This window comes from Achromobacter sp. NPDC008082, from assembly GCF_042957345.1.
Taxonomy (GTDB): domain Bacteria; phylum Pseudomonadota; class Gammaproteobacteria; order Burkholderiales; family Burkholderiaceae_B; genus Achromobacter; species Achromobacter kerstersii_A.
In genome coordinates this window covers 632,878-655,360 of the sequence record NZ_JBIBIB010000005.1, presented here as the reverse complement: position 1 = coordinate 655,360, position 22,483 = coordinate 632,878, and the positions used below count along the sequence as shown (strand labels likewise).

Sequence of the window (22,483 nt, the reverse complement as noted above, 5' to 3'; positions counted from 1 at the left end):
GATGGCCTACGAGGCATTTCTTTCGCAGGACGAAGTCGATGCGCTGCTCGCTGGCGTCACCGGCGAGAGCGATAGCAAGTCAGAGGCGGCAAGCTCCACGGATGGCGCGCGCGCCTATGACCTGAGCTCGCCCGAGCGCGTCGTGCGCCGCCGCATGCAGACGCTGGAACTGATCAACGAGCGGTTTGCGCGCCACATGCGCAACGTGCTGTTGAACTTCATGCGCCGCAGCGCGGACATCACGGTTGGCTCGATCAAGATCCAGAAGTACGCGGACTTCGAACGCAACCTGCCGGTGCCGAGCAATCTGAACATGATTCAGATGAAGCCCCTGCGCGGCACGGCGCTGTTCACGTATGACCCGAACCTGGTGTTCCTGGTCATCGACAGCCTGTTCGGCGGCGATGGCCGCTACCACACGCGCGTCGAAGGCCGGGACTTCACCACGACCGAACAGCGCATCATCCGGCGCCTGCTCAACCTGACCCTGGAAAGCTACGGCAAGTCCTGGGACCCCGTCTATCCGATCGAATTCGAGTATGTGCGCTCGGAGATGCACACCAAGTTCGCCAGCATCACCGGCAACAATGAAGTGGTGGTCGTCACCTCGTTCCACATCGAATTCGGCGCGACGGGCGGCGACCTGAACATCTGCCTGCCCTACTCCATGATCGAGCCGGTGCGCGATCTGCTGACGCGGCCGTTGCAGGAAACCACGCTGGAAGAAGTGGACCAGCGCTGGTCGCAGCAGTTGTCGCGCCAGGTGCGCAGCGCCGACATCGACGTGGTCGCGGAATTTGCGCGCATCCCGTCGTCGATCCGCGAGCTCATGAGCCTGAAGGTGGGCGACGTCCTTCCCGTGGACGTGCCCGACACAATCATTGCCAACGTCGATGGCGTGCCGCTGATGGAATGCGGCTACGGCGTCTTCAACGGCCAGTACGCCCTGCGCGTGCAGAACATGTTTACCTACGATACCGATTCACACGAGGCCCCCGACCATGACTGACAAGAACGAGCCTGGCACCGGCTCGTCCCCGGCCGACGACTGGGCCGACGCGCTCGCCGAACAATCCCGCGCCAATCCGCCCACCCAGGCCGATGGCCTGAAGCCGCAGGACGACTGGGCTGCCGCGATGGCTGAACAGACCGCCGCCACGCCGCCCGCTGAAACGCCCGCCCCGGCAGCCGCCGCGCCGGCCGCTCCGGCTGCGCCCGCACCCGCCAAGCCCGCCGCGCAATCGGCGTCGCAATCGGTGTTCAAGCCGCTGGCTGGCGCGACCGCAGGCGCCGGCACCGACATCGACCTGATCATGGACGTGCCCGTCCAGCTGACGGTTGAATTGGGCCGCACCCGCCTCACCATCAAGAACCTGCTCCAGCTGGGCCAGGGCTCGGTGGTGGAACTGGACGGCCTGGCCGGTGAACCGATGGACATCTTCGTCAACGGCTACCTGATCGCCCAAGGCGAAGTCGTCGTCGTTGAAGACAAGTACGGCATCCGCCTGACCGACATCATCACCCCGTCCGAGCGGATCAACCGCTTGAACAACCGTCGTTGACGTCTGGCGCCATGACTGAGTCCGCCCTGCTGCGCGTCATCATCGGCCTGGTGCTGGTGGTGGCCGCCATCCTGGTTTCGGCCTGGCTGGCGCGGCGCGCCGGCCTGACTCAGCGTGGCGGCGGCAACGTGTTGAAGCAGGTCGCCAGCATGCCGGTCGGCCCGCGCCAAAGCATTGTTGTCGTCGAAATTGAAAACACCTGGCTGGTGGTGGGCGTTGGCCCGAACCAGCTCAACACCCTGCATACCCTGCCCGCCGGCCAATTGCCGGAGGGTTCGCCCTTGCCCGCCGCAGCGTTCGCGGCCAAGCTGGGCCAGGCGCTCAAGCGCCGCTAGCGCCATCCGCGCGATCCAAGCGATACCCATGAGTTTGCTCAACAGCACGACATCCCCCACTCTCCGCTCGCGCGCGCTGCCCATGCTGGCCGCCGCCGCCGTGCTGGGCCTGGCCTTCTTTCCGGCCGGTGTCGTCGCCCAGGCCACCCTGCCCGCGCTGACCACCACGCCGGGCGCGAACGGCTCCGAAACGTATTCGCTCAGCATGCAGACGCTGCTGCTGATGACGTCGCTGTCGTTCCTGCCCGCCGCCTTGCTGATGATGACGGGCTTCACGCGCATCATCATCGTGCTGGGCCTGCTGCGCAGCGCGATGGGCACGGCGATGTCGCCGCCCAACCACGTGCTGATCGGGCTGGCGCTGTTCCTGACCTTCTATACGATGTCGCCGGTGTTCGACAAGATCTACGCCGACGCCTACAAGCCGCTGTCCGAAGGCTCCATCCAATTCGAGACCGCCGTTGAACGGGCCGCCGGCCCCTTGCGCACCTTCATGCTGCACCAGACCCGCGAGAACGATCTATCGTTGTTCGCCAACCTGGCCAAGCTGCCGGCGCTGGAAGATCCGTCGCAAGTGCCGCTGCGCATCCTCGTGCCGGCGTTCATCACCAGCGAACTGAAGACGGCGTTCCAGATCGGCTTCACCATCTTCATCCCCTTCCTGATCATCGACCTGGTTGTCGCCAGCGTGCTGATGGCGCTGGGCATGATGATGGTGCCGCCCGTGACCGTGGCGCTGCCGTTCAAGCTGATGCTGTTCGTGCTGGCCGACGGCTGGAACCTGCTGATGGGCTCGCTTGCCCAGAGCTTCTACCAATAACGCCCGGAGACTCGCCATGACCGCCGAAACCGTCATGACCATGGCCTACCAGGCGATGAAGATCGTCCTGGCGATGGCGGGTCCGCTGCTGCTGGTGGTGCTGGTGGTGGGTCTCATCATCAGCATCTTCCAGGCCGCCACGCAGATCAACGAAATGACGCTGTCGTTCATTCCGAAGCTGCTGGCCATGTGCGGCGTGCTGGTGCTGCTGGGCCCGTGGCTGATCGGCGTCATGGTCGACTACATCCGCCAACTGATCGGCCAGATCCCGATGCTGGTGTCCTGAGCGGCCGGGTTTTCCGCCTGCCCGCCGCCCGGTCCCCGCCGCCATGATCGCCTTCACGCTCGAACAGCTCAACGGCTGGATCGGCCAGTTCCTCTGGCCGTTCGTGCGTATTCTTGCGCTGGTCGGCACCGCGCCGCTGTTCTCTGAGTCCATCATTCCGGTCAAGGTCAAAGTGGGCCTGGCCTTTGTGCTGGCGGTCGCCATCAGCCCCGCGCTGGACCCCATGCCGCCCATCTCGCCGGGCTCGTTCGCCGGCTTGTGGATGGTCATGCAGCAGGTGCTGATCGGCATCGCCATGGGCTTCACGATGCGCATCGTGTTCGCCGCGGTCCAGACCGCGGGCGAATTCGTCGGCCTGCAAATGGGCTTGTCGTTCGCCTCGTTCTTCGACCCCAGCTCCGGCGCCAATACCGCTGTGCTGTCGCGCTTGTTCAACATGATCGCGATGCTGACCTTCCTGGCGCTGGACGGCCACCTGCTGGTGCTGGCCGCGCTGGTGCGCTCGTTCGACACCTTACCCGTCGCCATGATCCAGCTGCATCAGAACGGCTGGGGCGTGGTCGTGGAATGGGGCAAGACGGTGTTCGTGTCGGGCCTGCTGCTGGCCCTGCCGCTGATCTGCGCGCTGCTCACCATCAACCTGGCCATGGGCATCCTGAACCGCGCGGCGCAGCAGCTGTCCGTGTTCTCGGTAGGCTTTCCAGTCACGCTCATTATTGGCGTGACGGTGCTGACCGTGGTGTTGCCGCACGCGGGGCCGTTTCTGGAGACGCTGTTTGAATCCGGCCTGGGCGCCATGAGCCGCGTGGTGGATGCGTTGGCGGGGCGGTAGCGACGCTTGCCACCCACGAAAAAACGGCCGCTTTTCAGCGGCCGTTCTCTTTTGCCCGTCACGCCTGTGCGGCTACGGCTGACCCGTCAAACGGAACACGCGGATCGTCTCGCGCAGCGCGCCCGACTGCGTGCCCAGTTGCATCACCGCGCCGCCCAGTTCCTGCACCAGCGCCGTGTTCTGCACCGTCATCACATCCATTTGCGACACGGCCGTATCCACCTGCTCGATACCGCTGGACTGTTCCTGCGACGCCTGCGAGATCTCGCCGATGATGTCGGTAACGCGATGCACGGCGGCCACGATCTCTTCCATCGTCGCGCCGGCCTGTTCGGCCTGCGCCGAGCCTTCGGTGACGCGGTCAACGGAATCCTCGATGAGCCCCTTGATCTCTTTGGCGGCTTGCGCGCTCTTTTGCGCAAGGCTGCGCACTTCGCCCGCCACCACCGCAAAGCCCTTGCCGGATTCGCCGGCGCGCGCCGCTTCCACCGCAGCGTTCAATGCCAGGATGTTGGTCTGGAATGCAATGCCTTCAATGATGCTGACGATGTCGGCAATCTTGCGCGAGCTGCTGGAGATGCCGTGCATGGTGTTCACCACCTGCCCCACCGCCACGCCGCCACGGCGCGCCACGTCCATGCTGCTGGCGGCCAGTTGGTTGGCCTGCCGCGCGTTGTCGGCGTTCTGGCGCACGGTGGAGGTCAGTTGCTCCATGCTGGCGGCCGTCTGTTGCAGCGATGCCGCCTGGCCTTCCGTACGGCCGGCCAGTTCCTGGTTGCCGCGCGCAATGTGCACGGCGGCGTGCGTCGTGCCTTCGATGCCGCGGTAGACGTCCTGCGCAATGCCGATCAGGCTCTTGCGCATCACTTCCAGCGAAAACTTCAGGCTGCCGATCTCGTCATCGGAGTCCGCGATGATCTGCGTGGTGAGGTTGCCCGCTGCGACTTGGCGCGCCATGTTGGCCGCGTCCACCATCGGGTCCAGCAACGAGCGCGACAGGCTCCAGCCCATGCCAAAAATGGCGATGGCGGCCAGCGCAATCGCGCCGCAGCCCAGGCTTGCCGTCATCGTGCTCAAGCTGTCCCAATTGGCGTGCAGCCCATAGGCGCCCGCGGCCGCCATGATGGCGGAGGACAAAAACGAATGGCGGAACATGCGGCTGCGCACGCTGTTCTTGAAGGGAAACGCCAGCACATCCAGGCTGCGGCGCCAGCCGGCGCGCACCGGCCGCCCGCGTAAGATACGCACGCCGCGCGCCGAGCCTTCGCGAATGCGCGCGTAGAGCTCCTCGGCCATGTCGATCTGCTCGTCCGACGGGCGCACGCGCACCGAGGAATAAGCAACGACTTCGCCGTTCTCGACGATGGGCGTGGCGTTGGCCAGCACCCAGTAGTAGCCGCCGTCCTTGCGGCGATTCTTGACCAGCCCCAGCCACGACTCGCCGGCTTCCAGCGTTTCCCACAGATCTTCGTAGGCTTCGGGCGGCATGTCGGGATGGCGCACGATGTTGTGCGGCTTGCCGATCAGTTCTTCGCGGGTGAATCCGCTGACTTCGACGAACGCGGGGTTCGCGTAGACGATGCGGCCCTTGGTGTCGGTACGCGAGATCAGGTATTGATCTTCACGCAGCTTGGTTTCCACGTCATTGACGGGTAGGTTCACGCGCACAGCTAGTCTCCAGTGACAACAATAGAGCAGCGAATGAATAGCAGCGAGTAAACCGGACTAGACGCCCCGCATCGACCTGTTCCCGCCTGGTTTGTCATGCCGGCGCGGTTGCGCCGACTTTCAAACACTGTTCACCGCCCTTTTCAGGCGTTATTGTTATTAACGGTCTTATTCGTAAGAACTTAACGTGCGTAGTAAAGGCGCAAGCGTTCTTATGACCGCCACGTATAAGGAACACGGCCGCGCATCAGCGCGGCCGCGATCGTCCTGCCAAACCGCGCGAAAGCGCCTTAGCCCTGCGTCAACGTCGGCGCGGCATAGCCGCTGAGTTGATGCGCCGGCACTTCGATCACTTCGCCTGCGTTGATCTTGAACACCGCCACGGCTTCGGCCAAACGGTGCGCCTGATCTTGCAAGGAACCGGCGGCGGCAGCCGCTTCTTCCACCAGCGCCGCGTTCTGCTGCGTCACTTCGTCCATCTGCGACACGGCGCGGTTGACTTGGTCGATACCGCTGGACTGCTCTTCGGACGCAGCCGAGATTTCGCCCATGATGTCCGTCACACGCTTCACCGAGGCCACGATTTCCTGCATCGTTGCGCCCGCGCGTTCCACCTGCTGCGAACCCGCGCCCACCTTGGTCACCGAGTCTTCGATCAAGCCCTTGATTTCCTTGGCGGCCTGCGCGCTGCGTTGCGCCAGCGAGCGCACTTCGCCCGCCACCACCGCAAAGCCCTTGCCTTGCTCGCCGGCACGCGCCGCTTCCACCGCCGCGTTCAGCGCCAGGATGTTCGTCTGGAACGCGATGCCGTCAATGACGGACACGATTTCGGAAATCTTGCGCGAGCTGGCCGAAATGCCCTGCATCGTGCTGACCACTTCCGACACCGCCGAACCGCCGCGCTCGGCCACGTCCGACGCGCTGGCCGCCAACTGATTGGCCTGGCGTGCGTTGTCGGCGTTCTGCTTCACGGTGGAGGCCAGTTCTTCCATCGACGCTGCGGTTTCTTCCAGGGACGCCGCCTGCTCTTCCGTGCGGCTGGACAGGTCCGTGTTGCCGGCTGCGATTTCACGCGAGCCCACGGTGATCTCGTCCACGCCACGGCGCACGGTTGCCACGGTACGCGTCAGGCTTTCCTGCATGCGCTTCACAGCCGCCATCAGCTGGCCGATTTCGTTATGCGACTTCACTTCCACGCGGCTCGTCAGGTCGCCTGCGGCGATCTTGTCGAAGTGCTGGCCCGCTTCCACCAACGGACGCACGACCAGGCGGCCGAACAGGATGCGGCAGAACACCATCAGCAGCAGCGCCAGGCCCACGGCCACGCCCACCGCCACCATGGCGCGGTTGAAGTTGGCTTCGGCCTGATCGATCGTGGCTTGTTGCTGGTCACCGATGTACTTGCTGAAATCGCTGATCGCCTCGATGAAGGCGGCGCTACGCGGGGTGCCGTATTCGTTGTTCACCATGTAGAACGTCGAATAGTCTTCGCTGCGCAGCGCTTCCACCATGGTGTCCACGCCATCGTCGATATACGAGCGATAGCGGCGCACCAGGTTCATGGACAGCTGACGGCCCGTGTCGTCTTGCAGCATGTTCTTTTGGAAGTCGGCAAAACGGCTGCGCACGCCGGTCAGCAGATCCGTCGCGCCCTTGAGCGCGGCAGCCGCGTCGCGGGCCGAGTTCTCGCCGCTACCCCAGCCGGATTCCTGCAAGTGGCGTGCGGCCACCATCAGGCTCACGCGGGCGCGCAGCATGTCGCTGTTGATCATCTCAACTTGCTTGGCGCGCTCGGTCAGCGCGTTGACTTCGCGGATGGACTCGTAATTGTGCTGCAAGAAAAATGACGCCAGGCCACCGACGGCCGCGATCAGGATCGCGAAGAACGCCATGACCCACAGCAGCATCGTGCCGACGCGGGCGTCGCGCAAGCGCAGTTTGCGTTTCACCTTGGGCGCTCGCGCGGCCTTCTTCTTCCCGCCTTTGCCGGCCTTTGCGCCGGATTCGAGACTTGCTTCCATATTTTTCCCCATCCCTCAGGAACAGCTCTGACCAAATGAAAAACCACCCTGTGGACACGCCCTGTTACATGGGGTGTACATTCAGGGCGACGTTCATTGCGGCTTGCGCCGCAATGCTCTGCCGGACTCACACGACTATTTGCCCACAGGCGCCAACCCGGCCGGTTCACCCGGGCCAGGAATGTAGATCGTTTGCACCTCGGGTTCCGCCGACGGCATCGGCGTCCAGGCCTGATTCAAATCAGGCGCGGGCGCAGGCCCCAGCAGTTTTTGGCGTTCCCAAGGTTCCAGCAGAATATTGGTGCTGTCGACGAGCCGCATCAGACGGCCATCCGGGCCGAATTGCAGCAGCGCTTCCTTACGGCTGTACAGGCCGTCGGCGACAAACGTGATCTTGAAGTCCCACAGGGCGAGGAGCGTCCCGTCGGTCTGTCTGTAAAGCTTGGTGGGCGGCGCGGTCAGCGCGCGCGAGGCCTCTTCCAGCGTCGTCTGCCCTGGCGTCAGGGTCGACAACTTGCCCGGGTCGAAGTTGTGACCCGTTGCCGCGCAGCCGCCAAGCAACAACGCGATGGCGGCAGCCGCCAGAAGATGTATATAGCCTCGCATACCCTACCTATTCGCCGGCATGGCCGGCATCAAAAAGATTCCCAATCGTCGTCGGACGGCGCCTGACGACGGCTTGCCGCCGGCGCCGGCTTCACGTCGGCCGCCGCCGCTGCCGCACGCGGCGCCGGACGGCGCAGCGGACGCGCCGCCGTGGCGCCTTCCGCGGCGGCGGCCGGCTTGGCGCGGGCCGCGTGCGTCAAACGCACCGCGGGTTTGGACGGCGCGGCCTGTTCGGCGGGAGCCGCGGGCGCTTCGGCAACCGGTGCGGCCACGCGCGGGGCGCGGCGTTGCGGCTGCTGCGCCAACTGGCGTGCCGGCACTTCAATCACTTCGCCGGCGTTGATCTTGAAGACAGCGACCGCTTGGACCAGGCGTTCGGCCTGTTCCTGCAAAGAACCCGCGGCGGCCGCCGCTTGTTCCACCAACGCCGCGTTCTGCTGCGTCACTTCATCCATCTGCGACACGGCGCGGTTGACTTGATCGATACCGCTGGACTGCTCGTCGGACGCGGCCGAAATCTCGCCCATGATGTCCGTCACGCGTTTGACGGACGCCACGATCTCTTGCATCGTCGCGCCCGCACGCTCAACTTGTTGCGAACCCGCGCCCACCTTCGACACCGAGTCTTCGATCAAGCCCTTGATTTCCTTGGCGGCTTGCGCGCTGCGTTGCGCCAGCGAGCGCACTTCGCCCGCCACCACCGCAAAGCCCTTGCCCTGCTCGCCGGCACGGGCCGCTTCCACCGCGGCGTTCAGCGCCAGGATGTTCGTTTGGAACGCGATGCCGTCGATGACGGAAACGATCTCCGAGATCTTGCGCGAGCTGGCCGAAATGCCCTGCATCGTGTTGACCACTTCCGACACCGCCGAACCGCCGCGCTCGGCCACGTCCGACGCGCTCGCCGCCAGCTGATTGGCTTGACGGGCGTTGTCGGCGTTCTGCTTCACGGTAGATGCCAGCTGCTCCATCGACGCTGCGGTTTCCTCAAGAGAGGCCGCTTGCTGTTCGGTACGGCTGGACAGGTCGGTGTTGCCCGCGGAGATTTCGCGCGAGCCCACGTTGATTTCGTCTACACCGCGGCGCACAGCGGTCACCGTGCGCGTCAGGCTTTCCTGCATGCGCTTGACGGCCGCCATCAATTGGCCGATTTCGTTGGAAGAGCCTGCCTCCACCCGCACCGTCAGGTCGCCGCCAGCGATCTTGTCAAAGCTGTCGCTCACCGCGCGCAAGGGGCGCAGAATAACGCGGTTCATGAACAGGAACGCACCCAGCGACACGGCCACAATCAGTACAGCCAACGCCAGGTACACGTAGGCCATCGTCGAAGCCTGTGCACGAGACGCCTGCACCTGATCTTCGCTGAACGCGTTGATGTTGCCGGCAAACTCATTCAATTGCTTGAAGAACGCGGCGCTGGCGGCGCCAGCCTGGGTGTTCTTCAGGGTCAGGTACGTCGCGGCGTCGCCCTTGTCGAGCGCGCCCATCATGGCTTGCAGCGCACCCGAGAAGCTGCTGAACGAAGACAGCAGCTCACCCTCGGCGGCCTTGCCCAGCGCCGTCACCTTCGGAACGCCCTTGAAGGCTTCCATCTTCTTGTTCGCATCCGCGATCAACTGCTGCACGGTGCGTGAATTGTCGGCCGCACCGTTCGCGTCGCCCGCGGCGCGTTGAGCAGCCGCGATGTCGGCACGAATCGTCGCGCGCAGCATCTGCGTGTAGGCGTCCTTGATCAGCGTGCTCTGTCGGACGCTAAGGGAATCCAGGGCGTTGATGGTGTCCGCGCTGGCACGCATGCTGTTCCAGCCCAAACCAATGGCAACCAGTGCGGCAAGGGCAACGGCCAACTGAGCGAGCATCAAGCCCGTGCGCACCTTCAGATTGCTGAACATGTTCCGATTGTTCCGGTAGTCGTCCCGGCTGCGCTGTCGCCGCCGGTCCGTAAAAGGGGGTACTGTCTGTGAGTTACTGCCTATTCAATGCACTGACGGGGGGATCGCGTCAGAAAGACTCCCAATCATCGTCCGCGGGCGGCGGACGCCGGCTGGAGGCTGGCGGCGGCGCATCCGCGGCATCCGCCCGGGTCGCGGGACGGCGCAACGGGCGCACCACGGTAGCCGCCGTGGCGGCGGGTTTGGGACGCGCCACCTGCGTCTTGCGCGGCGCGGCGGCAGGCGCCGGCTTCGCTGCGGCAGGCGCGTCGCCCGCATCAGCCGCCAGCTCCGCTTCTTGCTCGTGCTCCTGCTCCCGCTGCGATGCTTGCGCAGGCGCGGCGGGTTTGTTCACGGCGGAATGCGCGGGGGTATTCGCGGGGGTATTCGCTGCCCGATGCGCCGGCTTGCTCAGCTGCGCCACCGGCGCTCGCGGGGCGGCGGCCTGCGAGGCCTGCACGCGCGGCGCACTGCGTTGCTGCGCCAACTGTTGGGCCGGCACTTCAATCACTTCGCCGGCGTTGATCTTGAAGACCGACACGGCTTCCGCCAGACGTTGCGCCTGCTCTTGCAAGGAACCCGCGGCGGCGGCCGCTTCTTCCACCAGCGCCGCGTTCTGCTGCGTCACTTCGTCCATCTGCGACACGGCGCGGTTGACTTGGTCAATACCACTGGACTGCTCTTCGGACGCCGCCGAAATCTCGCCCATGATGTCCGTCACGCGTTTCACCGAGCTCACGATCTCCTGCATCGTCGCGCCCGCACGTTCCACTTGCTGCGAACCCGCGCCCACCTTCGACACCGAGTCTTCAATCAAGCCCTTGATTTCCTTGGCGGCCTGCGCGCTACGTTGCGCCAGCGAGCGCACTTCGCCCGCCACCACGGCAAAGCCCTTGCCCTGCTCGCCCGCGCGCGCCGCTTCCACGGCGGCGTTCAGCGCCAGGATGTTGGTCTGGAACGCGATGCCGTCAATGACGGAAACGATTTCCGAGATCTTGCGCGAGCTGGCCGAAATGCCCTGCATCGTGCTGACCACTTCCGACACCGCTGCGCCACCGCGCTCGGCCACATCCGACGCACTCGCCGCCAGCTGATTGGCTTGGCGCGCGTTGTCGGCGTTTTGCTTCACGGTGGAGGCCAGCTGCTCCATCGACGCTGCGGTTTCCTCTAGGGACGCCGCCTGTTGTTCGGTACGGCTGGACAGGTCGGTATTGCCCGCGGAGATTTCGCGCGAGCCCACATTGATTTCGTCCACGCCACGACGCACCGTTGCGACGGTACGCGTCAGGCTTTCCTGCATGCGCTTGATGGCGGCAAACAGCTGACCGATTTCATTGGTGCTGCGCACCTCGATACGGCCGGTGAAGTCGCCGCCCGAAATCTTGTCGAAGTGATCGCCCGCCTGGTGCAGCGGACGCAGCACGGTGCGGTTGATGAACAGCCAGCAGCCCAACGCCAGCACCAGCGCAATGGCCAGCAAGGCGATGGTGACCGTGCGCGAAATGCGGTGGTCGGTTTCAGCTTGCACGACGAGTTCGTCGGTGCGCGTATCCAGGAATTCCAGCACGCCGTTGACGGCTTCGCGGAACTCCGTGTTGGCCTTGCTGCCCGAATCATTCAGGTCCAGGTATTCCTGGATCGCCATGTTGGACAACGCAGCGGCCTGGCGCTTGTAGACGTCGTCGAATTGCTTGTAGGCCGTTTCCAGCTTGGCAACCAAGGCTTCGGAACCCGGCATGCGCGGCGCCTTGCGGAAGGCGTCCAGTGACTGGCTGCCTTCCTGCATCAGCGCGTCGGCGCGCTTGGCCTGGGCGTTCGCCTGCTCGGTCTTGCCCTGCTGCATATCCATCAACGACGTCGCCAGCAACAAGCGGCCACGCAGATAGGCGGCGTACGCGCGGTTCAGCTGGGTGCCTTGGTTCGAGTAGGCGTCGTTGACCTGTTCCAGCTTTTCATTGCTGGAATTCAACCCCATCCACGCCACGCCGTTCGAAATGAACATGGCGCTCGTGAAGAGCAACAGCACCAGAACGATACAGGTGCGAACTTTCAAATTGACAAGCATGAAATATCCGAGCGTTAGGCAACCAGAAACGACTATTTCCAACCCTGCACGCAACCACGGACGCCCCGGCTTACAGCCAGCAGCGTCCGCAAATCGCCGCGCCCCAAGGGCGCCTTCAGGGCTACCGCCGCATTACTTGCGGCTGAACAAACTTGATCCCTGAATGGTCATGAAAGCCGCCGATGCCGCGGCCAGCGCCACTTGGCGCAACGCCAGCTGGCTGGCGCCCGAGTAGTAGTCCAGGTCTTCCAGATCGGACAGCGACTTCGAATACGTCAGGCCCTTTTGCGAACCGGTGGCGTCCAGCGCGTCCAGTTCGTTCATGCGGGCGCCGACCGACGCGGCAACCGTCAAGACGTTGTCGTAGTTGCTGGCCAGCTTCTTGTTGGCGGTGGCCAGTTCGTTGTTCAGCTTCGCCAGGGCGACTTCGTCGCCAGCGATCGGGGAGTCCAGCACTTTGATCAGGCTGTCGAGCGTGTTGAACATGTCGACATCGGCCGACTGCACGTTTTGCACATCGATCACATCGCCGTTCTGCGGCGTGCCCTTGACCACCACCGACACGCCACCGAAATCAATGGCGGAATCCGGCGTGTACGGCGTGGGAGACGCCGGCGGAGCCGGGGTCGTCACAGGCGGCACCGGCGGGTTTGCGTTGGGGTCCGTCGTAATGACGCGATAGCCCATCGAACCCGTCGTCGTGTCCGACTCGAACTGCAACGAGAAATTCTTGCCGATGTTGGGGCTGCCCGGCGTAACCGACACGGTGCCGAACTGCGCGGTGCCCGTGTTGCCGGCGGCGGCGGTGCTGACGTAAGCCTGCGAACCGGGGTTGGCGCGGCTGAAAATGTCGCTGCCTACATCGCTCGTGGACAACTGGCGGGACTGGTCGACCTGCACCGTGCGTTCGCCGGTGGCGCCGCTATAAACGATCTTGCCCGTGGTGTCTTGCGAGTACGGCACCACACCGCCTTGATAGCCCGAGAACAGGTATTGGCCGCTGCCGTCGGTGCTGTTGGCCAGACCCAGCAAGGCGTCACGCGCGCTCTTTAACGCGGTGGACAGCGCTTGGCGGTCGCTATCGGCGAACGTGCCGTTACCGGCTTGAATGACGCGCGTGCGCACATCTTGCAGTGCAGTGGTGATCGAATCCAGCACGTTGCTTTCCTGGCCCAGATTGGTCTTGGCCGTGTTCCGGTTGGCGCCGTACGTGGTGTTCATGCTTTGCGTCTGCGCGACGCCGATCGACAAAGACGCCGCCAGAGGATCGTCAGCCGGGCTCAGGAACTTGCGTCCGCTGCCCACCTGCTCGACCAGGCGGTTCATGTCCGATTCCTGAGCGAGAACGCCGCTCAGGCCGTTCGAGTACATCATCGTGGTGCTCAGGCGCATTGTGCAACTCCGGAATTCTTTTTAGTAATCACAGTTCAACGATCTGATCAGCCGCGCAGGCCCAGCAGCGTGTCAAAAATGGTGCTGGCCACATCAATGATGCGGGCGCTGGCTTGGTACTGTTCCTGGTACAGCGACAAGCTCACATACTCTTCGTTCAGGTTGACGCCCGACACCGCTTGCTGCGCGGCCGTCGTCTGCTTGATCAGGTTGGCCTGCGCGGTGGCGGCCGACTTGACCTGCGCCGTCTGCACGCCCACCGTGTTCACCACCTGCGCGAACATGTCGGTAGTGCTCATCGTGCCGTGGCCCAGCACCTTGGCCGTTTGCAGCTGCGCCAGCTTCAGCGCGTTCTTGCCGTTGGCGTCGCCGCCTTCAGCGTCTGCGGCAGCGATCTTGTCCGGGTCCGTGATCAGCACGTTGATGTCGCGCGCGGCATTGCGGGTGGGCGACAGCGACCACTTGTCACCCGCTTGAGGCGGCGCATTGATCGTCAGCGTGACACCCATTTCGGCGTCCAGATTCAGCGTGGCGTTCGGCGGCGTGCCGGTCGCGGGGCCGTTGTACACCTGCGAGCCCTCGGGCATGCGCAGCACCTGGTAGTTGGTGCCGTCAAACGAGATCTCGTAATCCTTGGCGTTGATGTTGGACAGGTTCGTGAACGTGCCCGAGATCTGCGCGTTGCTCTTGTTCTGCGCATTAGGCACGCCTTCGGGCGAGCCAATGCTGAAGAAATCGGTGCCAGGGTTACCGCTCTGGTCCAGACCCTGCTTGTGCTGTTCATTGAACGACAGCGCCAGACCGACGGCCATCTGGCCCAGCTGGTTTTGCATGACGTCCAGCGACGACGAACGGAATTGCAGCAGGCCGCCGAGCTTGCCGCCCGTGACTTCGCTGTCATCCATTTCGACGGCGACCGTCTTGCCGGCGCCGGCCGGCAACGTGTAGGCCAGCACCGTGCGGCCCGTGTCCTTCGAAGACGGCACGGCCTGCAGCGGATACGTGGTCGTGCCCGACAGCAGCGCCTGGCCACCCTTGGCCAGCGAAATATTGATGCGGTCGCCTTGCTCGTAGGTCGTGATGCCGATGAGCTGATTCAGCTCCATCACGGCCTGGTCGCGCTGGTCCATCAGGTCGTTCGGCACGCTGCCGCCGCCCTTGCCCGTCGCCAGCGAAATCTGATCGTTCAGATCGTTGATGCGGCCCAGGTAGCTGTTGACCTGCTCAACCGTCGTGGTGATCTGCGTGTTCAGGCCTTCGCGCAGATTCTGCATTTCGGTGTAAGCCGAGCGGATCTGCGTGGTCAGGCTGTTGGCCTTGCCCAGCAAATCCTGGCGCGCCGCCGGATCAGCGGGCTTGCTGGCCACGGTGTTCATGCTGGTGAAGAAATTCGTCAGGCCCGGGGCGATGCCGACCGTGCGGTCTGCAAACAGGTTGTTCACCTGCGAGACCTGGTCGAACTGGGCTTGAAGCTGAGCGCCGCTGCCCTGCGCACCGACCAGCTGCTTGTACAAGAAGCTGTCGTAGCTGCGCGTGACCGTGTCAACCTGAACGCCGCGGCCGATGTAGCCGTTGCTGGTTGCCTGGGCGCCCGCGGTGGACGTCATCACGCGTTGGCGGTTGTAGCCGACCGTGGTGGCATTGTTGATGTTGTGGCTGGTCGTTGCCAAGCCTGCCTGGGCAGCATTCAACCCACCTAGCGCCGTTTTATACAAATTCATGCTGACATTGCCCTGTATGTAGCCACAGCTGTTATTCCTGGATACTCCGTTTACGGCAGGAGATCCTCGAAATTTAGAGTCCTTCCAAGATCTGGCGAGATTTTTCTACGCTGGTCGCCGCACCACGCAACTGGCCCATGATGCCGATCAGTTTTTGCGCATAGCGGGGGTCGGTCGCGTAGCCCGCGTCCTGGATCTTGCGTGCCGCATCGATTTCGTTGCGGGCCTGCGTCACGGCTTCGTAGCGCGGGCTGTTGCCGATCAAACGGGCGTAGTCCGCGAACGATTCCTCGTAAGAGGCGTAGGCGCGGAAAGGTTGCGTCACCTTTTTCGCCACACCGTCTTCGTATTCGGTGGTCATCACATTGACGACCTTGCCCTTCCAGCTGCCGCCCGCCTTGATGCCGAACAGGTTGTAGCTGGTGCTGCCGTCGGCATGCTTGATTTCGCGCTGGCCCCAGCCCGATTCGAGCGCCGCCTGACCCATGATCAGACGCGCCGGCACGCCGCTTTGCTGCGACGCCAGATTGGCGGCGCGCGACATCTTCGACACAAAATCCACAACGTGCTCAGGCGCGCCTTCGGCCGCGGCCAAGGCGCGGTCGCTGGCGCGGTTGTTGCGCATCACGTTCAGCAGCGCCGACACTTCGCGCGAACCGCCCGTGCGGAAATCCAGGTCAGCGCCCTGCCCGATCGCGCGCACGGCGTCGTCCGAGACATCGGCGGGCTTGCCTTGCTGCATCTGCGCCAGGATGGACTGCGACAGCCCGATCCCCGGCGTGGCCAGGTGCAGCGCCAGCTGCTCATCCGCCATGGATTGCAGCATCTGGGTCTGCTGCGAGTCGAACAGCCCTTCCTTGGGCGTCGCCTCGCGCATGCGCTTGACCATCATTTGCAGGAACAGGGCCTCGAACTGCTTGGCCACCTGCTTTTGCTGGTCGGTGCCTGCCGGGTCTTTCTTGACGTCGCGCTTCAGGTCCGACAAGCGGCCCATGTCGAACACCGAATCCTGGCGGGCAGCGCCGCGCGCCGCGTCTTGGGTAATTGCCATGGCCGTCAGATGATTTCCAGTTCGGCGCGCAAGGCGCCGGCGGTTTTCATGGCCTGCAAGATAGCCAGCAGGTCTTGCGGCGTGGCGCCCAGGGCGTTCAGGCCCTTGACCACGTCAGCCAGGTTGGCGCTGGTGCTCACGCGTTGCAGAGAGCCGTTGTCCTGGCGCACTTCGATCTGGGTATTGGGCACCACCACCGTCTGGCCTTCCGTGAAAGGCGTGTCCGGCTGCGACACCTGGTTCTGGCGGTTGATGATGACCGACAGGTTGCCGTGCGCCACCGCGGCCTCTTCGATCATGACCGTGCGGTTCATGACGACCGAGCCGGTACGCGCATTGATGATGACCTTGGCCACCGTGGGCGCGCGCGCCACTTGCAAGTCTTCCACTTGCGACAAAAAGCGCGCCTGCGACGCCTGCTCCATCGGCGTGCGCACTTGCACGACGCGGCCGTCCAGCGCCGTGGCCGTGCCTTGGCCGAACTTCTTGTTCAGCGCCATCGCCACGTTCTGGGCCGTGCCAAAGTCGGTATTGTTCAGTTCGACATGGATGTAGCCGTCGCGCGAGAACGTGGTGGGCACGCCGCGCTCGACGATGGCGCCCGCGCTGATGCGGCCGCCGTTCAATTGGTTGATCTGCACGCTGGAACCACCGGCGGAAGCGCCTGCGCCGCCCACCAGGATGTTGCCCTGGGCGATGGCGTAGACCTGGCTGTCGGCGCCCTTGAGCGGCGTCATCAGCAAGGTGCCCCCGCGCAAGCTCTTGGCGTTACCCATCGACGACACCACCACGTCCAGCGTCTGGCCGGGCCGGGCAAACGCCGGCAAGGTGGTGGTGACCATGACGGCCGCCACGTTCTTTAACTGCATGTTGCTGCCGGCAGGCACCGTGATGCCCAGCTGCGACAGCATGTTGGTCAGGCTTTGCTGCGTGAATGGCGTCTGGCGAACCTGGTCGCCGCTGCCATCCAGGCCCACCACCAGGCCGTAGCCGATCAGCTGGTTGCCCCGCACGCCCTGGATCGACGCCAGGTCCTTGAGCCGCTCGGCCTGCGCGGCGCCGGTGCCGGCCACCAGCCCCACCGCCACGCAGACGCGGGCGAACAAGGACAGCAAGGCGGATATCGGAGTCGGTTGTGTCATGGTCAGAACGGCGATGCGATCAGGAAGAAGCGTTGCAGCCAGCCCATGGTCTGGACTTCGTCCATGACGCCTTTGCTGCGGTACTCGATGCGGGCGTCGGCCACTTGCGTGGAAGACACGGTATTGGTGCCGGTAATGGAACGCGGATCAACCACCCCGGCAAAGCGAACGTACTCGCTGCCGCGGTTGATGGCGATCTGCTTTTCACCCGCCACTTGCAGGTTGCCGTTGGACATCACGCCCACCACCGTGGTGGTGATGGTGCCGGTGAAGGCGTTGTTGGCGGTGCTGTCGCCCTTGCCCTGCGACACGTTGCCGCCCTTGGCGTCGGTATCCAGATTCGCGTTCGCCCAGCTGCTCATGAACGACGGCGCGGCAGCGATCCCCAAGGACGCCGAGCCCGTGCGATTCGTGTTCGTCGCCACGTTCTTGGACGCGTTGGTGCGCTCGTTCAGCACGATGGTGACGATGTCGCCCACATTGCGCGGCCGGCGGTCCTCGAACAACGGATAGTTGCCGTAGGTCGTGGGCTGATAGATCGAGCCCGTGGGCTGCGCCATGGGCATCGGCGGCGGCGGCGGTGCGGCCGTCGTCGGCCCGGTCACGATGGGCTCGGGCGGGATCATGGCGCAACCGGCCGCCAGCAAAGCCAGCGCCGCAGACAAAACCAGACGCAGGACAGACATGGGCATCACAGTTGGGACAGGCGGGCCAGCATCTCGTCGGACGTCTTGACGGCCTTGCTGTTCATTTCATAAGCGCGCTGGGTCGTGATCATGTTGACCAGTTCTTCAGCGACGTTCACGTTCGAGGTTTCCACGTAGTTCTGCATGATCGAACCCGCGCCGTCCACGCCCGGTTGCAGCAGGTTGGCCGGACCCGACGCGTCGGTTTCCAGATACAGGTTTTCGCCGATGCTTTGCAGGCCGGTGGGGTTGATGAAGGTGGCGATCTGCAATTGGCCGATCTGCACGTTCACGCCGGCGGCGCCCGGTTGCGTCACCGACACGATGCCGTCCTTGCCGATGGAGATCGACAAGGCGTTGTCCGGCACGTTCATCGGCGGCTGGATCACGTAGCCGCTGACGGTGGTCAGCTGGCCGTTCTGGTCGCGTTGCAGCGCGCCGTCACGGGTGTAGCCCTGGGTGCCATCGGGCAGCTCGACCTGCAGAAAGCCGCGGCCGTTGATGGCGATGTCCATTTCGCCGCCCGTGTTGTTCAGGTTGCCTTCGGTGTGGATGCGCTCGGTGGCGGCCACGCGCGCACCCGTACCCAGTTGCAGGCCGGACGGCAGCTGCGTCGCGTCGCCGACTTGGGCGCCGGGCTGGCGCAGCGTCTGGTACATCAGGTCCTGGAACACGGCGCGGCCGCGCTTGAACCCGTTGGTGGAGACGTTGGCCAAGTTATTGGAGATCACGTCCATGGAAGTCTGTTGACCTTCCAGGCCGGTTTTGGCAATCCACAACGAACGCATCATGATGAAAAACTCCTGGTGCCGCGGCTGGGCCGCGCGCGAAAAATGTTTGAATCAGCGGCTGAATCAGCTAACGGACAAGAGCCCGTTGGCGCGTTCGGCGTTGCGGTCCGACTGCTGGATGACCTGCATCTGTTGCTCGAAACGGCGAGCGTTTTCGATCATGCCCACCATCGCCTTCATCGGGTTGGTGTTGCTGCCTTCCAGCACGCCGGACAAGATGCGCAAGCCCGGATCAGCGGGCGCGGGCGGCGCGGGCTGGCCGTTGACCGGCGCCAGGCGGAACACGCCGTCGTCACCATGCACCAGCTGCGCGTTGTTCGGGTTGGCCAGCTTGATGCGGCCCAGGTTCAGAATATTGTTCGGGCCGTCGCCGGCGCCGATGGCGGTGATCGTGCCGTCAGAGGTGATCGTCAGCGCGGCCTGGTCGGGCACGTCGATGGGGCCGCCCTGGTCGGACAGCACCGGCTGGCCCAGCGACGTTTGCAGCAGGCCGTTGATGCCCACTTGCAGGCTGCCGCCGCGCGTGTAGGCCTCGCCTTGCGGGGTCTGCACGGCGATCCAGCCGTTTTCGCTGGACAACGCCACGTCCAGATCGCGGCCCGTGGTTTGCATATTGCCCATTTCAAAGCTGTTGCCAGGCGTGGACGCCACCGTCGAAACGCGCGTCGGCAGACTCACCCCGTCCGTCACCGGAACCGAGCGGTACAACGCGATCTGCTCGCGAAAGCCCGTCGTGTTCACGTTGGCCATGTTGTTGGAGAGCGCGGCCTGATGCTCAGTGATACGCGCTGCGCCATTCATGGCGGTGTAGATGATTCTGTCCATTGCCTATTCCGTCGGTGTCGTCGCTTGCCTGTCCGGCTTTACTGATGCCGGCTTTACTTCAGGTTCATCAGGACTTGCATGATTTCGTCCTGGGTCTTGATGGTTTGCGAGTTGGCCTGGTAGGTGCGCTGGGCGATGATCATGTTCACCAGCTCCTTGCTCATGTCCACGTTGGACGCTTCCGTCGCCTGACCCACCACCTTGGACATGCCGTTGGTGCCGGGCTGGCCCAGGATCGGCTGGCCGGAGGCCGCCGTTTCGGTCCAGGCGTTATTGCCCACCGGCTGCAGGCCTTGCAGGTTCGAGAAGTCAGCCAGCACGATGGTGCCGACAACTTGCGTTTGGCCGTTGGTGTAGCTGGCCACCAGGCTGCCGTCGCCGCCGATGTTGATGCCGCTGAATTCGCCGGACGTGTAGCCGTTGGGCTTGGCGACCAGCTTGTAGTCGCTGCCGTACTGCGTGGTGCCGGTGTAGTTCATGGCGATGCTGATCGGGTCAGCCGGCGTCGTGGTGCCGCCGGGGGTCGCGAAGCTCAGCGTCACCACCGGGGCGCTGGTCATCGCGCCGGCCTTGTTGAACGTGAACTGCTGGGGGTTGCCCCATGCGCCCGCGGCCTGGGTCGTCGGCGCCATGGCTTGGCCGTCCATCGTGTAGTACACGTCATAGACGCTGTTGCCGGCGGCGTCCGCCGGGCGTTTGACGAAGTACTGCATCACCTGGTGCGAGTTGCCCAGGGAGTCGAACACGGTCATGGGCGACGCGTTCGTGTAGCTGTTGGAGACCGTCGGGTCGAACGGACGGCCGATTTCAGTCACGGCGGCGGTGTAGTTGACGTAGCCCGGAACTTGGGTGATGTCGCCAGCGGTGATGGCACCCGTGCCATCGATGACGATGGCGTTCGGGGCGGCGCCATAGGTGCCGGCAGGCGGCACGCCAGGCGCCGGAGCGACGGTATCCCAAACCAGGCCGCCGGTGGCGTCACGGGTAAAGGAGTAGGCCGTACCGCCCAGCGAGACGCTGCCGTTGACGGCCGGCGTCGTGATCGTGTCGGTCAGGTAGACGACCTTGGCGTTGGCGTCCAGGTTGGCCACCGTCGTGCCCGTGCTGGTCGCTTGCGGCGCCACGTTGGCGGTCGGCAATTGCAGTTCGACCGGGTTTGCGCCAATGGCGCCAGCCGGGTAGCCCGTCAGGCGGTAGCCTTGGGCGTTGACGATGAAGTTGTTCTTGTCGACCAGGAATTCGCCGTTACGCGAATACATCACCGCGCCGCTTTGGTCGGTGACGCGGAACATGCCCTTGGCGCCGTCAATCGCGATGTCGTATTCGCCGCCGCCGCCTTGCACGGTACCCACCGTGAAGCGCTGGTTGATGGCCGCCACTTTGACGCCCAGGCCCACGCGGGAGCTGGCGTACACGTCGGCGAACGACGCGGTCGCCGACTTGAAGCCGACCGTGCCGGAGTTGGCGATGTTATTGCCGATGACGTCCAGGTTCTGCGATGCGGCGTTCAAGCCGCTCAATCCTTGTCCGAAGCCCATGTTTTCTCTCGCTAATCTTTAGGTAGTGAAGCCGCCGCTGATGCGCCGGCACCGATTCATGTGCGGCCCGATCAGGCGCCGATCACCTTGCGCACGTCCAGCATGCTGGTCTGGCCGTCCAGGCCAAGATCCAGACGCAGGCCGTTGGTGGAATACGCCACGCTCTTGACCATGCCGTAGCTCAGCACTTCGGCATTGACCTTCTTGCTGTCGCCATCCGTCGCCAACACGGACACCGTGTAAGCGCCCGGTTCCATCGCCACGCCGTTGTCGTTCTTGCCGTCCCAATCCAGCGTGTACACGCCGGCCTTCTGTTCGCCCATTTCGATCGTGCGCACCACCGCGCCGTTCGCGTCCGAAATACGCACCTGCACCTTTTGCGCATCGGCTTGCAGATCCAGGCCGTACGGCGTCACTACGCGCTCGGCGGCGTTGTCGCCGTCGACGCCAACCTTGATCTTCGTGCCGGGAATCAGCACGCCCTTGCCGATCATCGACACGGCGTTCATCGATTGCGACACGTCGATCTGGCCGCTGATGGCCAGCATCGTGTTCTTCAGGTTGTTCACGCCTTCCACCGTCGCAATCTGCGCCATCTGCGAGGTGAGCTCGGCGTTCTGCATCGGGTTGAGGGGGTCCTGATTCTGCAGCTGCGTCACGAGCAGCTTCAGGAATTGGTCCTGCAAGCCCTGCGCCGTGATGGTGCCGCCTTGGCCGGCTTGCGCCAGGCCCAGGCCGGTCGTGCTGGTGTTTTGGTCGACGGTGGTCATGAATTCACTCAGTCAGAAAATTAGGATTGACCAATGGTCAGCGTCTTCTGCATCAGGGACTTCGCGGTGTTCAACACCTCGACGTTGGCCTGATAAGAGCGCGACGCAGCGATCATGTTGACCGTTTCGGCCACCGGATCGACGTTGGGCATGCTGATGTAACCCTGCGCATCCGCCAGCGGATGCTTGGGGTCGTAGACCTGCTTCAAGGGCGACGGGTCCTGGATGACGCCGGCCACCCGCACGCCGCCGATCTCCTGCCCCATCGCCTGGCCTGCGGCCGGGTTGACCTGGAACACGACCTGGCGGGCGCGGTAGGGTTGACCGTCCGGGCCGACCACGCTGTCGGCGTTGGCCATATTGCTGGCCGACACGTTCATGCGTTGCGACTGCGCGCTGAGCGCCGAGCCGGCGATATCGAAAATGCTCATCAAGGACATTGCC

The 22,483-nt window shown here is 64.1% G+C and carries 21 protein-coding genes; 6 read left to right on the top strand and 15 right to left on the bottom strand.

Annotated features, from left to right (window positions below):
• Position 1 precedes the first annotated feature (1 nt).
• Genes fliM through fliR form a run of 6 tightly spaced genes read left to right on the top strand, consistent with a single transcriptional unit; the run spans position 2 to position 3,835 of the window.
• Complete coding sequence (fliM, locus tag ACFZAI_RS22875; RefSeq protein ID WP_391569048.1) at positions 2 to 1,009, top strand: flagellar motor switch protein FliM; 1,008 nt, start codon at positions 2 to 4, stop codon at positions 1,007 to 1,009.
• Positions 1,002 to 1,562 (top strand): flagellar motor switch protein FliN, encoded by a 561-nt coding sequence (gene fliN / locus ACFZAI_RS22870; protein ID WP_391569047.1) that lies wholly within the window; start codon positions 1,002 to 1,004, stop codon positions 1,560 to 1,562. Before fliM ends, fliN begins: the two co-directional genes overlap by 8 nt.
• A gap of 11 nt (positions 1,563 to 1,573) precedes the next feature.
• Positions 1,574 to 1,897 carry a flagellar biosynthetic protein FliO gene (gene fliO, locus ACFZAI_RS22865; protein WP_054426346.1) on the top strand — a complete coding sequence of 108 codons (324 nt, stop codon included), beginning with the start codon at positions 1,574 to 1,576 and terminating at the stop codon, positions 1,895 to 1,897.
• Positions 1,898 to 1,925: 28 nt separating this feature from the next.
• Entirely contained in the window at positions 1,926 to 2,717 is a 792-nt protein-coding gene (gene fliP / locus ACFZAI_RS22860; protein ID WP_391569046.1) for a flagellar type III secretion system pore protein FliP, read from the top strand.
• 16 nt (positions 2,718 to 2,733) lie between these two features.
• Positions 2,734 to 3,003: a flagellar biosynthesis protein FliQ gene (gene fliQ / locus ACFZAI_RS22855; RefSeq protein ID WP_391569045.1), complete on the top strand. Its 270-nt coding sequence runs from the start codon at positions 2,734 to 2,736 to the stop codon at positions 3,001 to 3,003.
• Positions 3,004 to 3,046: 43 nt separating this feature from the next.
• Positions 3,047 to 3,835 (top strand): flagellar biosynthetic protein FliR, encoded by a 789-nt coding sequence (gene fliR / locus ACFZAI_RS22850; RefSeq protein ID WP_391569044.1) that lies wholly within the window; start codon positions 3,047 to 3,049, stop codon positions 3,833 to 3,835.
• Between the two features lie 72 nt (positions 3,836 to 3,907).
• Here the strand turns inward: fliR and ACFZAI_RS22845 are convergent, their stop codons facing one another.
• The 15 genes from ACFZAI_RS22845 to flgC form a co-directional block, all read right to left on the bottom strand.
• Positions 3,908 to 5,503, bottom strand: coding sequence for a methyl-accepting chemotaxis protein (locus ACFZAI_RS22845; protein ID WP_391569043.1), 1,596 nt, complete (start codon positions 5,501 to 5,503; stop codon positions 3,908 to 3,910).
• A 290-nt stretch (positions 5,504 to 5,793) separates the two neighbouring features.
• Positions 5,794 to 7,524 (bottom strand): methyl-accepting chemotaxis protein, encoded by a 1,731-nt coding sequence (locus ACFZAI_RS22840; RefSeq protein WP_391569042.1) that lies wholly within the window; start codon positions 7,522 to 7,524, stop codon positions 5,794 to 5,796.
• Between the two features lie 135 nt (positions 7,525 to 7,659).
• Entirely contained in the window at positions 7,660 to 8,130 is a 471-nt protein-coding gene (locus ACFZAI_RS22835; protein ID WP_054425932.1) for a hypothetical protein, read from the bottom strand.
• A 29-nt stretch (positions 8,131 to 8,159) separates the two neighbouring features.
• On the bottom strand, positions 8,160 to 10,019 hold the full coding sequence (locus ACFZAI_RS22830) for a methyl-accepting chemotaxis protein (RefSeq protein ID WP_391569041.1): 1,860 nt from the start codon (positions 10,017 to 10,019) through the stop codon (positions 8,160 to 8,162).
• Between the two features lie 109 nt (positions 10,020 to 10,128).
• Positions 10,129 to 12,123, bottom strand: a complete 1,995-nt coding sequence (locus tag ACFZAI_RS22825; RefSeq protein WP_391569040.1) for a methyl-accepting chemotaxis protein — start codon at positions 12,121 to 12,123, stop codon at positions 10,129 to 10,131.
• 132 nt (positions 12,124 to 12,255) lie between these two features.
• The gene (flgL, locus tag ACFZAI_RS22820; protein ID WP_391569039.1) at positions 12,256 to 13,515 is read right to left on the bottom strand and encodes a flagellar hook-associated protein FlgL; all 1,260 of its coding nucleotides are present in this window, start codon (positions 13,513 to 13,515) and stop codon (positions 12,256 to 12,258) included.
• 47 nt (positions 13,516 to 13,562) lie between these two features.
• The gene (gene flgK, locus ACFZAI_RS22815; RefSeq protein ID WP_391569038.1) at positions 13,563 to 15,236 is read right to left on the bottom strand and encodes a flagellar hook-associated protein FlgK; all 1,674 of its coding nucleotides are present in this window, start codon (positions 15,234 to 15,236) and stop codon (positions 13,563 to 13,565) included.
• A 73-nt stretch (positions 15,237 to 15,309) separates the two neighbouring features.
• A complete protein-coding gene (gene flgJ, locus ACFZAI_RS22810; protein WP_391569037.1) occupies positions 15,310 to 16,287 on the bottom strand; it encodes a flagellar assembly peptidoglycan hydrolase FlgJ in 978 nt (325 codons plus the stop codon).
• A gap of 5 nt (positions 16,288 to 16,292) precedes the next feature.
• Positions 16,293 to 17,429 (bottom strand): flagellar basal body P-ring protein FlgI, encoded by a 1,137-nt coding sequence (locus ACFZAI_RS22805; protein ID WP_391569036.1) that lies wholly within the window; start codon positions 17,427 to 17,429, stop codon positions 16,293 to 16,295.
• Positions 17,430 to 17,431: 2 nt separating this feature from the next.
• Positions 17,432 to 18,121: a flagellar basal body L-ring protein FlgH gene (locus ACFZAI_RS22800; RefSeq protein ID WP_391569035.1), complete on the bottom strand. Its 690-nt coding sequence runs from the start codon at positions 18,119 to 18,121 to the stop codon at positions 17,432 to 17,434.
• Complete coding sequence (gene flgG / locus ACFZAI_RS22795; RefSeq protein ID WP_006224597.1) at positions 18,121 to 18,906, bottom strand: flagellar basal-body rod protein FlgG; 786 nt, start codon at positions 18,904 to 18,906, stop codon at positions 18,121 to 18,123. The genes ACFZAI_RS22800 and flgG overlap by 1 nt, the downstream gene beginning before the upstream one ends.
• A 63-nt stretch (positions 18,907 to 18,969) precedes the next feature.
• The gene (locus ACFZAI_RS22790; RefSeq protein WP_391569034.1) at positions 18,970 to 19,731 is read right to left on the bottom strand and encodes a flagellar basal body rod protein FlgF; all 762 of its coding nucleotides are present in this window, start codon (positions 19,729 to 19,731) and stop codon (positions 18,970 to 18,972) included.
• 53 nt (positions 19,732 to 19,784) lie between these two features.
• Positions 19,785 to 21,269 (bottom strand): flagellar hook-basal body complex protein, encoded by a 1,485-nt coding sequence (locus ACFZAI_RS22785; RefSeq protein ID WP_391569033.1) that lies wholly within the window; start codon positions 21,267 to 21,269, stop codon positions 19,785 to 19,787.
• A gap of 71 nt (positions 21,270 to 21,340) precedes the next feature.
• Entirely contained in the window at positions 21,341 to 22,039 is a 699-nt protein-coding gene (locus ACFZAI_RS22780) for a FlgD immunoglobulin-like domain containing protein (protein WP_391569032.1), read from the bottom strand.
• A 20-nt stretch (positions 22,040 to 22,059) separates the two neighbouring features.
• Positions 22,060 to 22,479, bottom strand: a complete 420-nt coding sequence (gene flgC / locus ACFZAI_RS22775) for a flagellar basal body rod protein FlgC (protein ID WP_391569031.1) — start codon at positions 22,477 to 22,479, stop codon at positions 22,060 to 22,062.
• Between the last annotated feature and the right edge of the window lie 4 nt (positions 22,480 to 22,483).

Excerpts from the sequence above, each read along its gene's own strand:
- flgG (WP_006224597.1), bottom strand. The coding sequence starts at position 18,906 with ATGATGCGTTCGTTGTGGATTGCCAAAACCGGCCTGGAAGGTCAACAG.
- ACFZAI_RS22790 (WP_391569034.1), bottom strand. The coding sequence starts at position 19,731 with ATGGACAGAATCATCTACACCGCCATGAATGGCGCAGCGCGTATCACT.
- ACFZAI_RS22785 (WP_391569033.1), bottom strand. The coding sequence starts at position 21,269 with ATGGGCTTCGGACAAGGATTGAGCGGCTTGAACGCCGCATCGCAGAAC.
- fliR (WP_391569044.1), top strand. The coding sequence starts at position 3,047 with ATGATCGCCTTCACGCTCGAACAGCTCAACGGCTGGATCGGCCAGTTC.
- fliP (WP_391569046.1), top strand. The coding sequence starts at position 1,926 with ATGAGTTTGCTCAACAGCACGACATCCCCCACTCTCCGCTCGCGCGCG.
- flgK (WP_391569038.1), bottom strand. The coding sequence starts at position 15,236 with ATGAATTTGTATAAAACGGCGCTAGGTGGGTTGAATGCTGCCCAGGCA.
- ACFZAI_RS22825 (WP_391569040.1), bottom strand. The coding sequence starts at position 12,123 with ATGCTTGTCAATTTGAAAGTTCGCACCTGTATCGTTCTGGTGCTGTTG.
- ACFZAI_RS22800 (WP_391569035.1), bottom strand. The coding sequence starts at position 18,121 with ATGCCCATGTCTGTCCTGCGTCTGGTTTTGTCTGCGGCGCTGGCTTTG.
- flgC (WP_391569031.1), bottom strand. The coding sequence starts at position 22,479 with ATGTCCTTGATGAGCATTTTCGATATCGCCGGCTCGGCGCTCAGCGCG.
- ACFZAI_RS22805 (WP_391569036.1), bottom strand. The coding sequence starts at position 17,429 with ATGACACAACCGACTCCGATATCCGCCTTGCTGTCCTTGTTCGCCCGC.
- flgL (WP_391569039.1), bottom strand. The coding sequence starts at position 13,515 with ATGCGCCTGAGCACCACGATGATGTACTCGAACGGCCTGAGCGGCGTT.
- fliQ (WP_391569045.1), top strand. The coding sequence starts at position 2,734 with ATGACCGCCGAAACCGTCATGACCATGGCCTACCAGGCGATGAAGATC.
- ACFZAI_RS22780 (WP_391569032.1), bottom strand. The coding sequence starts at position 22,039 with ATGACCACCGTCGACCAAAACACCAGCACGACCGGCCTGGGCCTGGCG.
- fliN (WP_391569047.1), top strand. The coding sequence starts at position 1,002 with ATGACTGACAAGAACGAGCCTGGCACCGGCTCGTCCCCGGCCGACGAC.
- ACFZAI_RS22830 (WP_391569041.1), bottom strand. The coding sequence starts at position 10,019 with ATGTTCAGCAATCTGAAGGTGCGCACGGGCTTGATGCTCGCTCAGTTG.
- fliM (WP_391569048.1), top strand. The coding sequence starts at position 2 with ATGGCCTACGAGGCATTTCTTTCGCAGGACGAAGTCGATGCGCTGCTC.
- ACFZAI_RS22835 (WP_054425932.1), bottom strand. The coding sequence starts at position 8,130 with ATGCGAGGCTATATACATCTTCTGGCGGCTGCCGCCATCGCGTTGTTG.
- fliO (WP_054426346.1), top strand. The coding sequence starts at position 1,574 with ATGACTGAGTCCGCCCTGCTGCGCGTCATCATCGGCCTGGTGCTGGTG.
- ACFZAI_RS22840 (WP_391569042.1), bottom strand. The coding sequence starts at position 7,524 with ATGGAAGCAAGTCTCGAATCCGGCGCAAAGGCCGGCAAAGGCGGGAAG.
- flgJ (WP_391569037.1), bottom strand. The coding sequence starts at position 16,287 with ATGGCAATTACCCAAGACGCGGCGCGCGGCGCTGCCCGCCAGGATTCG.